Origin of the sequence: Mycobacterium stomatepiae (assembly GCF_010731715.1) — a bacterium.
Lineage (GTDB): Bacteria > Actinomycetota > Actinomycetes > Mycobacteriales > Mycobacteriaceae > Mycobacterium > Mycobacterium stomatepiae.
This window is the reverse complement of the sequence record NZ_AP022587.1, coordinates 2,948,055-2,962,652: the sequence shown is the minus strand read 5'-3', so window position 1 is coordinate 2,962,652 and position 14,598 is coordinate 2,948,055. Positions and strand designations below refer to the sequence as shown.

Here is a 14,598-nt window from a genome sequence, read left to right as displayed (position 1 = left end):
TGGTGGCCCGGCTGGATGCAGCTGGTGGTCGGGGTGTGGTGGAGCCGTTGGTGGCGCGGCCGCGTCCGCAGGTGGTGCCGTTGTCGTTTGCGCAGTCGCGGTTGTGGTTCCTGGATCAGTTGCAGGGGCCGTCGCCGGTGTACAACATGCCGACGGTGTTGGGGATCAGTGGGGTGTTGGATGCGGTGGTGTTGGGGGCCGCGCTTGCTGATGTGGTGGCTCGTCATGAGAGTTTGCGGACGGTGTTTGCGGTGGTTGACGGGGTCCCGCGCCAGGTCGTGGTGGCCGCCGAAGATGCTGTTTTCGGGTGGGACGTGGTCGATACCGCGGGTGGGCGCCCGGTGAGCTTGAGCGGGCCGTTGAAGCGGTGGTGTTGCATTGTTTTGATTTGGCTCGTGAGATTCCGTTGCGGGCGAAGCTTTTCCGGGTCAGTGATGTCGAGCATGTGTTAGTGGCGGTGGCTCACCATATTGCTGCTGATGGTTTGTCGATTGCACCGTTGGTGGCGGATTTGGGTGCGGCGTATACCGCGCGCTGTGGCGGGCAGGCTCCGGGGTGGGAGCCGTTGGCGGTGCAGTATGTCGATTACACGTTGTGGCAGCATGCTCAGTTCGGTGATGTCGCGGATAGTGGTAGTCGTATCGCGGGGCAGCTGGCGTATTGGCGCCAGGCGTTAGCGGGGCTTCCTGAGCGGTTGGTGTTGCCCACGGATCGGCCGTATCCGGTGGTCGCTGATCAGCGCGGAGCCAGTGTGCCCGTGGTGTGGCCGGTGTCGTTGCAGCAGCGGATCGCTGCGGTGGCGCGTGCGCATAACGCGACGAGTTTCATGGTGGTTCAGGCTGGGTTGGCGGTGTTGCTGTCGCAGCTGAGTGCCAGCTCTGATGTGGCGGTGGGGTTCCCGATCGCGGGGCGTCGTGATCCGGCGTTGGAGCCGTTGATCGGGTTTTTCGTTAACACGTTGGTGTTACGGGTGGATCTGGGTGCGGATCTGACGGTGGGGGAGTTGTTGGGTCAAGTCCGTACCCGCAGTTTGGAAGCGTTCGAGCATCAGGATGTGCCGTTTGAGGTCCTGGTGGAGCACCTGAATCCGACGCGGTCGATGGCGCATCATCCGTTGGTTCAGGTGATGTTGGCGTGGCAGAACCTCGGTTTGGGTGCTGATGATTCGGCGGGGGGTTTGGCGTTAGGTGATGTGACGTTGACTCCGGTGCCGGTGCAGACGCGCACCGCGCGCATGGATGTGTCGTTGTCGTTGGCTGAACGTTGGACTGCCACGGGTGAACCCGCCGGGATCGAGGGTCGGTGGAGTTTCGCACTGATGTGTTCGACCCCGCCACGATCGAAACGTTGATCGAGCGGTTGCAGCGGGTGTTGGAGGCGATGACCGCTGAGCCGGGTGTCCGGTTGTCGTCGATCGAGGTGCTCGAGGCTGGTGAGCGGGCGCGGTTGGATCGGTGGAGTAACCGCGACGTGCTCGAGGTGGTGGGTCCCGTACCGGTGTCGGTGCCGGCGTTGTTCGCCCAGCAGGTCACCCGCGTCCCAGAGGCGGTGGCGGTCAGTTTCGCTGGTGCGTCGTTGACGTATCGGCAACTGGATGAGGCTTCAAACCGGGTGGCGCAGTGGTTGGTTGGCCGTGGTGTGGGGGCTGGGCAGTGTGTGGCGTTGGTGATGCCGCGTGGTGCTCGGGCGATCACGGCGATTGTGGGGTGCTCAAGTCGGGGCGGCCTATGTCCCGATCGATCCCAGTGTGCCTGATACCCGCATCGAGTTCGTGCTCACCGATGCCGCGCCGGTCGCGGTGATCACCACAGCGGTCCTTGCTGAGCGCCTCGAGGGTCTGGCTGGCCGTGATCTGTGGGTCATTGATGTTGATGACCCGGCGATCGCGGCTCAGCCGGCGACCGCGGTGACCGCGGGTCCGGCTCCTGACGATATTGCGTATGTCATTTACACCTCGGGCACCACCGGTGTGCCTAAAGGTGTTGGGATTGCGCATCACAACGTCACCGAGTTGATCGACGCGTTCGATACTCATGTGGAGTTGTCGGCGGGACAGGTCTGGTCACAGTGGCATTCGTATGCGTTCGATGTGTCGGTGTGGGAGATCTGGGGTGCTCTGCTGCGTGGGGGCCGGCTGGTGGTGGTGCCTGATGAGGTGGTGTCCTCGCCGCAGGATTTCCATGCGTTGTTGGTGGCCGAGCAGGTCACGGTGTTGAGTCAGACCCCGTCGGCGTTTTATGCGTTGCAAAGTGTTGATGTGTCGCAGCGTGAGTTGGCGAGTCAACTCACGCTTGAGGCTGTGGTGTTCGCTGGTGAGGCGTTGGAGCCGGCGCGGCTGGGGGCGTGGTTGGACAACCATGCGGGTTTGCCGCGGTTGATCAACATGTATGGGACCACCGAGACGACGGTGCATGCGTCGTTTCGTGAGGTCACGCTCGGCGATGTCGACAGCAGTGCTTCCCCGATTGGTGTGCCGTTGAGCCATCTTGGTTTTTTTTGGTGCTGGATGGGTGGTTGCGTCCGGTGCCGGTGGGTGTGGCCGGTGAGTTGTATGTGGCTGGTCGTGGTGTGGGTGTGGGGTATGTGGGTCGGTCGGGGTTGACTGGTTCGCGGTTTGTGGCGTGCCCGTTTGGGGGTGTGGGTGCGCGGATGTATCGGACTGGGGATGTGGTGTCCTGGGGTCCGGATGGTCAGTTGCGGTATGTGGGGCGTGTTGATGAGCAGGTCAAGATTCGTGGGTATCGCATTGAGTTGGGTGAAGTACGCGCAGCACTTGCTGGTTTAGAGGTGTGGATCAGGCGGTCGTGATCGCGCGTGAGGACACGCCGGGGTCAAGCGGCTGGTCGGTTATGTCACCGAATCCGTGGCCGGGATGGTGGATTCGGTGGTGGTGCGCGAGGAGCTGGGGCGGCGGTTGCCGTCGTATATGGTGCCCGCGGCTGTGGTCGTTATGGATGTGTTGCCGTTGACGGTCAACGGCAAGTTGGATGTGCGGGCGTTGCCGGCTCCTGAATATGGGGATGCGCAACGGTATCGGGCACCGCAAAGCGCCGCTGAGGAGATCCTGGCCGGGATTTTCGCCCAAGTGTTGGGTGTGGAGCGGGTCGGGGTTGATGACTCGTTCTTCGATCTGGGTGGGGATTCCATCTTGTCGATGCAGGTGGTGGGGCATGCTCGTGCGGCGGGTTGGTGTGTCGGCCGCGGGACATTTTGTGGAGCAGTCGGTGGCGCGGTTGGCTCGGGTGGTGGGGTTGCCGGTGAGGTGGCTGTTGATGAGGGTGTGGGGTCGGTGGTGGCGACTCCGATCATTCGTTGGTTGCAGGGTGTGGATGGCCCGGTAGGGCAGTTCAACCAGACGGTGGTGGTGTCGGCTCCAGCCGGGGTGGGCCTGGCTGATGTGGTGGTGGTGGTGCAGGCGCTGCTGGATCGGCATGCGATGTTGCGGTTGCGTGTGGATGACGATGGTGTGGGTGGTTGGTCGTTGTGGGTGCCGCCGGCGGGTCGGTGGATGCCGCGGGTGTGTGGCGTCGGTGGATGTGCTCAGTGATGAGGCGTTGGTAGGGGCGCGGTCGCGGTTGGATCCGGCTGCCGGGGTGATGCTCAGCGCGTTGTGGGTGGCCTCGACGGCTCAGTTGGTGCTGATTGTGCATCATTTGGCTGTTGATGGGGTGTCGTGGCGGATCTTGTTGGAAGACATCAATATTGGGTGGGCTCAGCATCGGGCTGGTGCGCCGATTGCGTTGTTGGCGTCGGGGTCGTCGTTTCAGCGGTGGTCCTCGGTGTTGGCCGAGTATGCGTTAGCGCCTGAGGTTGTTGCGCAGCTGCCGGTGTGGGAGCAGGTGTTGGACACCCGGCGGTGTTGGCGGCGGTGACGCCGGGTGTGGATACGTTTGCTACGGCGGGGCGGTTGTCGGCGTCGTTGGATGTTGAGACGACTCGGATGTTGTTGGGTGAGGTGCCGGCGGCGTTTCATGCGGGGATCAACGACATGTTGTTGATTGCGTACGGGTTGGCGTGGGCGCAGTTCCTTGGTGCTGGTGATGGTGTGCCGGTGGGTATTGATGTTGAGGGTCACGGCCGTCACGAAGAGCTTGCTGGTGATGTTGATTTGTCGCGCACGGTGGGGTGGTTCACGACGAAGTATCCGGTGTCGTTGAGGCTGGGTGGGTTGTCGTGGGCGCAGGTGGTGGCCGGGGATCCCGCGTTGGGTGCGGTGATCAAAGACGTCAAAGAACAATTACGGGCGTTGCCTGATGGTGTGACGTATGGGTTGTTGCGGTATCTGAACCCTGAGGTGGAATTGTCGGGGCCTGAACCCACCATCGGGTTCAACTATTTGGGGCGTGTGGGTGCGGGCCCGGGCGAGTTGTCCGATGAGTTATGGCTTTTCAGTGAGCAGGGTGTGTCCTCGGTGGGTGTTACTGGGGCGATACCGATGCCGTTGGCGCACTCGGTGGAACTCAATGCGGTCACTATCGATGGTGCTGCTGGCCCGTCGCTGAGTGCGAACTGGATGTGGGCGCCTTCGGTGGTCGATGAGGCGGCGGTTGGTCGGCTTAGTGAGTTGTGGTTTGAGGCGTTGGCCGGGATGTGTGCGTGTGTTCGTGGTGGCGGGGGTGGGTTGACCCCGTCTGATATTGCGCCGGTGGTGTTGAGTCAGCAGCAGATTGATGAGTTGGTGTCAGTGGGTGTGGTGGCTGATGTGTTGCCGTTGACTCCGTTGCAGCAGGGGCTTTTTCACGCCAATATCGCCCAGGCGGATCACAGCGCGGTGGGGGATCACGGTGATGTGTATGCGGTGCAGCTCGATATTGCGTTACGGGGGGCTCTTGATGTGGGTCGGTTGCGTGATGCGGTGGCTGTGGTGGTGGGTCGTCACCCGCATTTGGTGGCGCGGTTTAGCCAGCAGTTCGATCAGCCGGTGCAGGTGATTTCGGCCGATCCTGTGGTGGGGTGGCGGTATGTAGACCTCACGGCTTGCGCTGCTGATGCTGGTGATGTTGAGGTGCAGATTGAGCAGGTGTGTGCGGCTGAGCGTGGCGCGGTGTGTGATCTGGAGCATCAGCCGGCTTCTCGGGTGGCGTTGATCTGCACGGCACCAGATCAGTACCGGTTTGTGTTGACTAATCATCACATCGTGTTGGATGGCTGGTCGTTGCCGATCTTGTTGCAGGAGATCTTTGCTAGTTATTACGGGCAGCGGTTGGCGGTGGCGACGCCGTATCGCCGGTTTGTGACGTGGGTGGCTGAGCAAGACCTCGATCGTGCTCGGGCTGCGTGGGGTGAAGTGTTGGCCGGGTTGCAGACTCCGACGTTGGTGGGTCCGTCTGAGCCGATGGTGTTGGGGCAACGCGGAATTGAATCGTGTGAACTCACCGCTGAGCTTACTGAGGCGATCGGTGTGTTGGCGCGTCGTTGTCACACCACGGTCAACACGGTGCTTCAGGCCGGTTGGGCGCAGTTGTTGGTGTCGTTGACCGGTCACCAGGATGTGGTGTTCGGTATTGCGGTCTCCGGGCGTGAGGCCGAGTTGGTGGGTGTGGAATCGATGGTCGGGTTGTTGATCAACACCGTGCCGGTACGCGCCACGATCACCGCGGCGACGACGAGTATCGAGTTGTTGGAGCAGCTCACCGATGAGCACGTGAAAGTATTGGATCATCAGTATCTTTCGCTGACCGAGATCCACCGGGTGGCCGGGCATGACCGGTTGTTCGACACGTTGTTTGCGTTTGAGAATTACCCGGTCGATACCGAGCCCCGCTGGGTGCTGACGGGTTAGCGATCACCGGGTTTAGCAGCCGTGAATACAACCATTATCCCTTGTCGATTCAGGTTGCTCCCGGCCATGAATTGGCGCTTCGTCTCGAGTTCGACACTGATGTGTTCGACCCCGCCACGATCGAAACGTTGATCGAGCGGTTGCAGCGGGTGTTGGAGGCGATGACCGCTGAGCCGGGTGTCCGGTTGTCGTCGATCGAGGTGCTCGAGGCTGGTGAGCGGGCGCGGTTGGATCGGTGGAGTAACCGCGACGTGCTCGAGGTGGTGGGTCCCGTACCGGTGTCGGTGCCGGCGTTGTTCGCCCAGCAGGTCACCCGCGTCCCAGAGGCGGTGGCGGTCAGTTTCGCTGGTGCGTCGTTGACGTATCGGCAACTGGATGAGGCTTCAAACCGGGTGGCGCAGTGGTTGGTTGGCCGTGGTGTGGGGGCTGGGCAGTGTGTGGCGTTGGTGATGCCGCGTGGTGCTCGGGCGATCACGGCGATTGTGGGGTGCTCAAGTCGGGGCGGCCTATGTCCCGATCGATCCCAGTGTGCCTGATACCCGCATCGAGTTCGTGCTCACCGATGCCGCGCCGGTCGCGGTGATCACCACAGCGGTCCTTGCTGAGCGCCTCGAGGGTCTGGCTGGCCGTGATCTGTGGGTCATTGATGTTGATGACCCGGCGATCGCGGCTCAGCCGGCGACCGCGGTGACCGCGGGTCCGGCTCCTGACGATATTGCGTATGTCATTTACACCTCGGGCACCACCGGTGTGCCTAAAGGTGTTGGGATTGCGCATCACAACGTCACCGACCTGATCGACTCGCTGGATTCCAGACTGCCACGTGAAGGTGTGTGGACGCAGTTCCACTCCAATAGCTTCGACTTTTCGGTGTGGGAGATCTGGGGTGCTCTGCTGCGTGGGGCCGGCTGGTGGTGGTGCCTGATGAGGTGGTGTCCTCGCCGCAGGATTTCCATGCGTTGTTGGTGGCCGAGCAGGTCACGGTGTTGAGTCAGACCCCGTCGGCGTTTTATGCGTTGCAAAGTGTTGATGTGTCGCAGCGTGAGTTGGCGAGTCAACTCACGCTTGAGGCTGTGGTGTTCGCTGGTGAGGCGTTGGAGCCGGCGCGGCTGGGGGCGTGGTTGGACAACCATGCGGGTTTGCCGCGGTTGATCAACATGTATGGGACCACCGAGACGACGGTGCATGCGTCGTTTCGTGAGGTCACGCTCGGCGATGTCGACAGCAGTGCTTCCCCGATTGGTGTGCCGTTGAGCCATCTTGGTTTTTTGGTGCTGGATGGGTGGTTGCGTCCGGTGCCGGTGGGTGTGGCCGGTGAGTTGTATGTGGCTGGTCGTGGTGTGGGTGTGGGGTATGTGGGTCGGTCGGGGTTGACTGGTTCGCGGTTTGTGGCGTGCCCGTTTGGGGGTGTGGGTGCGCGGATGTATCGGACTGGGGATGTGGTGTCCTGGGGTCCGGATGGTCAGTTGCGGTATGTGGGGCGTGTTGATGAGCAGGTCAAGATTCGTGGGTATCGCATTGAGTTGGGTGAAGTACGCGCAGCACTTGCTGGTTTAGAGGGTGTGGATCAGGCGGTCGTGATCGCGCGTGAGGACACGCCGGGGTCAAGCGGCTGGTCGGTTATGTCACCGAATCCGTGGCCGGGATGGTGGATTCGGTGGTGGTGCGCGAGGAGCTGGGGCGGCGGTTGCCGTCGTATATGGTGCCCGCGGCTGTGGTCGTTATGGATGTGTTGCCGTTGACGGTCAACGGCAAGTTGGATGTGCGGGCGTTGCCGGCGCCTGAATATGGGGATGCGCAACGGTATCGGGCACCGCAAAGCGCCGCTGAGGAGATCCTGGCCGGGATTTTCGCCCAAGTGTTGGGTGTGGAGCGGGTCGGGGTTGATGACTCCTTCTTCGATCTGGGTGGGGATTCGTTGTCGGTGATGCGTGTGGTTGCCGCGGTGAATTCTGGTTTGGGTGTGGGTCTTTCGGTGCGTGCGGTGTTTGAGGCGCCCACGGTGGCGGGGTTGGTGGCCCGGCTGGATGCAGCTGGTGGTCGGGGTGTGGTGGAGCCGTTGGTGGCGCGGCCGCGTCCGCAGGTGGTGCCGTTGTCGTTTGCGCAGTCGCGGTTGTGGTTCCTGGATCAGTTGCAGGGGCCGTCGCCGGTGTACAACATGCCGACGGTGTTGGGGATCAGTGGGGTGTTGGATGCGGTGGTGTTGGGGGCCGCGCTTGCTGATGTGGTGGCTCGTCATGAGAGTTTGCGGACGGTGTTTGCGGTGGTTGACGGGGTCCCGCGCCAGGTCGTGGTGGCCGCCGAAGATGCTGTTTTCGGGTGGGACGTGGTCGATACCGCGGGGTGGGCGCCCGGTGAGCTTGAGCGGGCCGTTGAAGCGGTGGTGTTGCATTGTTTTGATTTGGCTCGTGAGATTCCGTTGCGGGCGAAGCTTTTCCGGGTCAGTGATGTCGAGCATGTGTTAGTGGCGGTGGCTCACCATATTGCTGCTGATGGTTTGTCGATTGCACCGTTGGTGGCGGATTTGGGTGCGGCGTATACCGCGCGCTGTGGCGGGCAGGCTCCGGGGTGGGAGCCGTTGGCGGTGCAGTATGTCGATTACACGTTGTGGCAGCATGCTCAGTTCGGTGATGTCGCGGATAGTGGTAGTCGTATCGCGGGGCAGCTGGCGTATTGGCGCCAGGCGTTAGCGGGGCTTCCTGAGCGGTTGGTGTTGCCCACGGATCGGCCGTATCCGGTGGTCGCTGATCAGCGCGGAGCCAGTGTGCCCGTGGTGTGGCCGGTGTCGTTGCAGCAGCGGATCGCTGCGGTGGCGCGTGCGCATAACGCGACGAGTTTCATGGTGGTTCAGGCTGGGTTGGCGGTGTTGCTGTCGCAGCTGAGTGCCAGCTCTGATGTGGCGGTGGGGTTCCCGATCGCGGGGCGTCGTGATCCGGCGTTGGAGCCGTTGATCGGGTTTTTCGTTAACACGTTGGTGTTACGGGTGGATCTGGGTGCGGATCTGACGGTGGGGGAGTTGTTGGGTCAAGTCCGTACCCGCAGTTTGGAAGCGTTCGAGCATCAGGATGTGCCGTTTGAGGTCCTGGTGGAGCACCTGAATCCGACGCGGTCGATGGCGCATCATCCGTTGGTTCAGGTGATGTTGGCGTGGCAGAACCTCGGTTTGGGTGCTGATGATTCGGCGGGGGGTTTGGCGTTAGGTGATGTGACGTTGACTCCGGTGCCGGTGCAGACGCGCACCGCGCGCATGGATGTGTCGTTGTCGTTGGCTGAACGTTGGACTGCCACGGGTGAACCCGCCGGGATCGAGGGTCGGTGGAGTTTCGCACTGATGTGTTCGACCCCGCCACGATCGAAACGTTGATCGAGCGGTTGCAGCGGGTGTTGGAGGCGATGACCGCTGAGCCGGGTGTCCGGTTGTCGTCGATCGAGGTGCTCGAGGCTGGTGAGCGGGCGCGGTTGGATCGGTGGAGTAACCGCGACGTGCTCGAGGTGGTGGGTCCCGTACCGGTGTCGGTGCCGGCGTTGTTCGCCCAGCAGGTCACCCGCGTCCCAGAGGCGGTGGCGGTCAGTTTCGCTGGTGCGTCGTTGACGTATCGGCAACTGGATGAGGCTTCAAACCGGGTGGCGCAGTGGTTGGTTGGCCGTGGTGTGGGGGGCTGGGCAGTGTGTGGCGTTGGTGATGCCGCGTTCAGTTGAGGCGATCACCGCGATTGTGGGGGTGCTCAAGTCGGGGGCGGCCTATGTCCCGATCGATCCCAGTGTGCCTGATACCCGCATCGAGTTCGTGCTCACCGATGCCGCGCCGGTCGCGGTGATCACCACAGCGGTCCTTGCTGAGCGCCTCGAGGGTCTGGCTGGCCGTGATCTGTGGGTCATTGATGTTGATGACCCGGCGATCGCGGCTCAACCGGCGACCGCGGTGACCGCGGGTCCGGCTCCTGACGATATTGCGTATGTCATTTACACCTCGGGCACCACCGGTGTGCCTAAAGGTGTTGCTGTCACCCACCACAACATCACCCGGCTCTTCGAACAACCGGATGCACTTTTCGCGTTGTCGGCGGGGCAGGTGTGCACGCAGTTCCACTCCTATGCCTTCGATTTCTCGGTATGGGAACTGTGGAGCGCACTGCTGCATGGCGGGCGCCTAGTCGTGGTGCCCGAGGACGTGGTCGCCTCGCCGCAGGATTTCCACGCCCTGTTGGTGGCCGAGCAGGTCACGGTGTTGGCCCAGACCCCGTCAGCGGTCGCAGCATTGAGCCCGCAGGGTTTGGAATCAGTGGCATTGCTGCTCGGTGGTGAAGCATGCCCACCTGAATTAGTGGAGCAGTGGGCGCCCGGCCGGGTGATGATCAACGGCTACGGCCCCACCGAAACCACGGTATTTGCCACATTTAGTGCACCGATGGTGGCGGAATCGGGTGTGGCGCCGATTGGTGGGCCGGTGTCGGGGGCGGCGTTGTTGGTGCTGGATGGGTGGTTGCGTCCGGTGCCGGTGGGTGTGGCCGGTGAGTTGTATGTGGCTGGTCGTGGTGTGGGTGTGGGGTATGTGGGTCGGTCGGGGTTGACTGGTTCGCGGTTTGTGGCGTGCCCGTTTGGGGGTGTGGGTGCGCGGATGTATCGGACTGGGGATGTGGTGTCCTGGGGTCCGGATGGTCAGTTGCGGTATGTGGGGCGTGTTGATGAGCAGGTCAAGATTCGTGGGTATCGCATTGAGTTGGGTGAAGTACGCGCAGCACTTGCTGGTTTAGAGGGTGTGGATCAGGCGGTCGTGATCGCGCGTGAGGACACGCCGGGGGTCAAGCGGCTGGTCGGTTATGTCACCGAATCCGTGGCCGGGATGGTGGATTCGGTGGTGGTGCGCGAGGAGCTGGGGCGGCGGTTGCCGTCGTATATGGTGCCCGCGGCTGTGGTCGTTATGGATGTGTTGCCGTTGACGGTCAACGGCAAGTTGGATGTGCGGGCGTTGCCGGCTCCTGAATATGGGGATGCGCAACGGTATCGGGCACCGCAAAGCGCCGCTGAGGAGATCCTGGCCGGGATTTTCGCCCAAGTGTTGGGTGTGGAGCGGGTCGGGGTTGATGACTCCTTCTTCGATCTGGGTGGGGATTCGTTGTCGGTGATGCGGGTGCTCGCCGCAGTCAACAACGCCTTCGGCACCAACCTGGCTGTACGCACGGTCTTCGACGCGCCGTCCGTGAGCGGCTTGAACGAGCAGGTGCAGAACTACACCAGCGCGCAGGAGGCAGTGTCGGAGCTCTATGCGGCCGTACACGGCCGCGGCGCCACCGAGGTGCATGCCGGCGATCTGACCCTGGACAAATTCATCGATGCCGAGACATTGGCCGGCGCCACCACGGTGCCGGGTCCGGTCACAGAGGCGCGGACTGTTCTGCTCACCGGAGCTACGGGATTCCTCGGACGCTACTTGGCACTGGAATGGCTCGAACGGATGGAGCGGGCCGGCGGCAAGCTGGTCTGCCTGGTGCGGGCGAAGTCCGATGAGGATGCTCGCCAACGTTTGGAGAAGACTTTCGACAGCGGTGACGCGCAGTTGCTGCGTCATTTCCAGGAACTGGCCGCCGATCATCTGGAGGTCCTTGCCGGCGATAAGGGCCAAGCCAACATGGGCGTGGACCAGCAAACCTGGCAGCGGCTGGCCGAGACTGTCGATCTGATTGTCGATTCAGCAGCCCATGTCAACGGCTTTCTGCCCTACAGCGAAGTGTTTGCGTCTAACGTCGTGGGCACTGCCGAGCTGATCCGACTCGCACTCACCACCAGGCTCAAGCCGTTCACGTACGTGTCGACCGCCGATGTGGGCCGCCAGATCGAGCCGGCCTCGTTTACCGAGGATGCGGACATCCGCAGTATCAGCCCGACCCGGGTCGTCGACAACAGCCCGACCAATGGCTATGGCAACAGCAAATGGGCTGGTGAGGTGCTACTACGGGAAGCTAACGACCTATGCGGGCTCCCGGTCGCGGTATTTCGTTCCGGGATGATCCTTGCCGACACCACGTATACGGGCCAGCTCCACATGTCGGACATGGTCACCCGGACGGTGCTCAGCGTGGTGGCCACCGGGTGGCACCGACCTCGTTCTTCCAACTCGACGACGCGGGCAATCGGCAGCCCACGCACTTCAACGGACTACCCGTCGAGTTCGTTGCCGAGGCGATCACAACGCTGGGCGCCCAAGTAACCGACGGGTTCGAGACCTATCACGTCATGAACCCTCACGACGACGACGGCATCGGACCCGATCAGTACGTCGACTGGGTGATTGAAGCCGGCTACCCGATCGAGCGTGTCGATGACTTCGGGGAGTGGTTTCAGCGGTTGGAGACTGGCCTGCGTGCTTTAACGGAACCACAGCGTCAGCACTCACTGTTGGAGATGGTGTTGCAGCGTGATTCCAATGAGCTCAAAGCCCCACCGCCGCCCCGTGAACGCACACCATCGACCGACCGATTCCGTGCAGCGGTGCAACAAGCCCAAATCGGCCCCACCAACGACATCCCCCACGTCACGGCGCCGATCATCATCCAATACATCACCAACCTGCAACAGCTCGGACTGCTCTGATGTCTCGAACACTTAATTCGTTGGCATTAGCTGGCGAGCTTGACGCCGCGCGGCGTCGCCTGGAACTTCGTGACCACGCGTACGTTCTGCAAAGCGGTCCGGAGGAATCCCGTCTGGCAGGAAGTCGGTCCGTGTCAGCCCCCCGGCGCCTTTCACGAGCCGCTCGTAAACGCCGCGCATCCGACGTTGATACACAACGGGACCATTCGCTCGCTTTCGGCGATAACGGCTTTTTCACATTGCATCGCGCCATCGGGTGCAATGCGGTTATCCAATGTGTGTGGGTTTATGACACCGATATCGACCTCGATGGCCTCAAGCAGTTTCACCACAATCTCGGTCTGGGGCTATTGCGACGGCGTATCGAGCGTTCGCCGCTGAAGTTTGCCCGGAATAGGTGGGTGTTAGGCGAGAAACCGGTGGACATCGATATCGCTGAGTGCGCCCGTCCACGCGCTGAACTCAGTGATTGGGCTGATGAGCGCTCACTAGTGCCCGTAGACCCGGAGCGCGGTCCCGGTTGGCATCTCGGTGTTCTTCCCCTGACGGACGGTTCGACCGCGGTTACCTTGGTGTGTTCCCACTATCTAATCGATGGTTTCGGGCTTATCGCCGAGGTCACCGATGCGGTCTTGGGCAACACACGCGATCTGGGTTTGCCGCCGCCGGATTCGCGCACTCGACGGCGCGCGCTCGCTCAGGACGCCCGCCGGACCATACGGGATGTACCGGAAGTTGCCCGTGCGGCTGCCGCGGTGACAAAACGGGCTCGTCGCCTTCGAGGTGCTGGCCAGCCATCGGTATCGCCTCCCACCAACGTCAACGTCAACGTCAACGTCAACGAAGGCGACGACGATGACACCGTCGTCGCGCCCACTGTCACGATCCAGGTCAGCTTGGATGATTGGCAGGCTTGTGCGGACGCTCTTGGCGGGACGACTCAGACGTTAGTTGCCGGGTGGACTGCGAAATTTGCGGAGCGCATGGGGCGTCAACGTCCTGGTGACGGTGCCGTCACTTTGTCCTTGCCGATTAGCGGGCGCCCGGCGGGGGAGACGCATGCGAACGCAACGTCATTTGTAACCACTTCGGTGACCACTAGCCTCGATCCGACGCTGGTAACGATAGATCTGCGTGAGGTGCGTGCCGGCATCAGGCAGGGGCTGAGGACGCTACGGGAGGCGGGCGATGATTCATCGCAGTACCTCCGGTTGGTTGGGTTCAGGAGGAAGCGGGTGTGGAAACGGATGTTCGATGCGATGTTCGCCGACCCTAATTCCACGGTGATTTGCTCTTACCTCGGCGAGGTGGACCCGGTGTTCTGTCGTCTTGACGGCACTGACTCTGAGTGGATCATGGCGCGAGTGGTCAACCAGCACGAAAGTCGACAGTGCCTTGAACGAGCCGGCGGCCAAATGGTCGTGCAGTCTTGGCTCCTCCAAGACTCGATTCGGCTCAGTATCTACGCTTATCAACCGGGTGCACAGAACACACGGCGGGCCTTGTATGAGTTGGCTGAAAAGACACTGGCTGACTTCGGCCTGGCTGGCACCGTCGACTAATCGGTGGACCATACGACCTGCGCTGCCAGACCTCGGGAGTGGACGAGCGGGTCGGGGCTTCGGGGCATGCTTTGTGCTGATTATTCGGTTCTGACAGTGCCTAACAAGCATGCTGGAAGAGCACGCTCGATAGTGGGTCAGTTTGATGCGAGATCACACGCTCTTGCAGGCGGTTCTTTGGTGTCGCGCTAGGCTGAGGTCTTCGCGCTTGCGTGGAGTCCTGATAGGCGTTCGCGATGGTTGCTTTTCGCCGTTGGTTGTCCCGCCGGTTGTACATGTGGTCCACCCGTGTGTGGGAGGACTGGCACGAAGTCACCCTCACCAGCGATACCGGCGAACGTATCCGCTTCTGCTGCTACGGAGACCTCACCGGATCATGGCCCGAACGGTGGGATTTCACCTGCTCATGCCCAGATCGTGACTCGGAGGCACCGCGTCTCAACTAACTAGTGCTGGTACAGCTCGTTGTACTCGCGTTCGACCCAAAGGACATGGAAGACATCCCCACTGCGGAATCCTACGAAGGGGAGGTTCTGCTGGTGCCGGAACACGACGTAGTCATCGAGTTCTAGGTGCGGGGGGATTTGTGGGTTGATCTTGCTCCTCGGAATCTTTTCAGAACCAAGCCCGTGCTTGTGGTGCTGTACAAGTTCTGTCCACGTG

At 61.9% G+C, this 14,598-nt stretch carries 5 protein-coding genes and 2 pseudogenes; all 7 read left to right on the top strand.

Going from position 1 to position 14,598, the window contains the following annotated elements:
• Positions 1-2 precede the first annotated feature (2 nt).
• The 7 genes and pseudogenes from G6N54_RS31850 (at position 3) to G6N54_RS13860 (ending at position 13,935) form a co-directional block, all read left to right on the top strand.
• The gene (locus tag G6N54_RS31850; protein ID WP_456299240.1) at positions 3-452 is read left to right on the top strand and encodes a condensation domain-containing protein; all 450 of its coding nucleotides are present in this window, start codon (positions 3-5) and stop codon (positions 450-452) included.
• Entirely contained in the window at positions 389-1,351 is a 963-nt protein-coding gene (locus G6N54_RS31590; RefSeq protein ID WP_170313047.1) for a condensation domain-containing protein, read from the top strand. The genes G6N54_RS31850 and G6N54_RS31590 overlap by 64 nt, the downstream gene beginning before the upstream one ends.
• Before the next feature lie 29 nt (positions 1,352-1,380).
• Positions 1,381-2,602 (top strand): annotated as a pseudogene (locus G6N54_RS31845) (AMP-binding protein).
• 270 nt (positions 2,603-2,872) lie between these two features.
• Entirely contained in the window at positions 2,873-3,547 is a 675-nt protein-coding gene (locus G6N54_RS31840; protein WP_456299239.1) for a phosphopantetheine-binding protein, read from the top strand.
• On the top strand, positions 3,522-3,872 hold the full coding sequence (locus tag G6N54_RS31835) for a condensation domain-containing protein (protein WP_163790639.1): 351 nt from the start codon (positions 3,522-3,524) through the stop codon (positions 3,870-3,872). Before G6N54_RS31840 ends, G6N54_RS31835 begins: the two co-directional genes overlap by 26 nt.
• A gap of 68 nt (positions 3,873-3,940) precedes the next feature.
• A pseudogene (locus G6N54_RS31585) lies at positions 3,941-12,373 on the top strand (amino acid adenylation domain-containing protein).
• A gap of 131 nt (positions 12,374-12,504) precedes the next feature.
• Entirely contained in the window at positions 12,505-13,935 is a 1,431-nt protein-coding gene (locus tag G6N54_RS13860) for a wax ester/triacylglycerol synthase family O-acyltransferase (RefSeq protein WP_232073699.1), read from the top strand.
• The last annotated feature ends 663 nt before the right edge of the window (positions 13,936-14,598 follow it).

Excerpts from the sequence above, each read along its gene's own strand:
- G6N54_RS31840 (WP_456299239.1), top strand. The coding sequence starts at position 2,873 with ATGGTGGATTCGGTGGTGGTGCGCGAGGAGCTGGGGCGGCGGTTGCCG.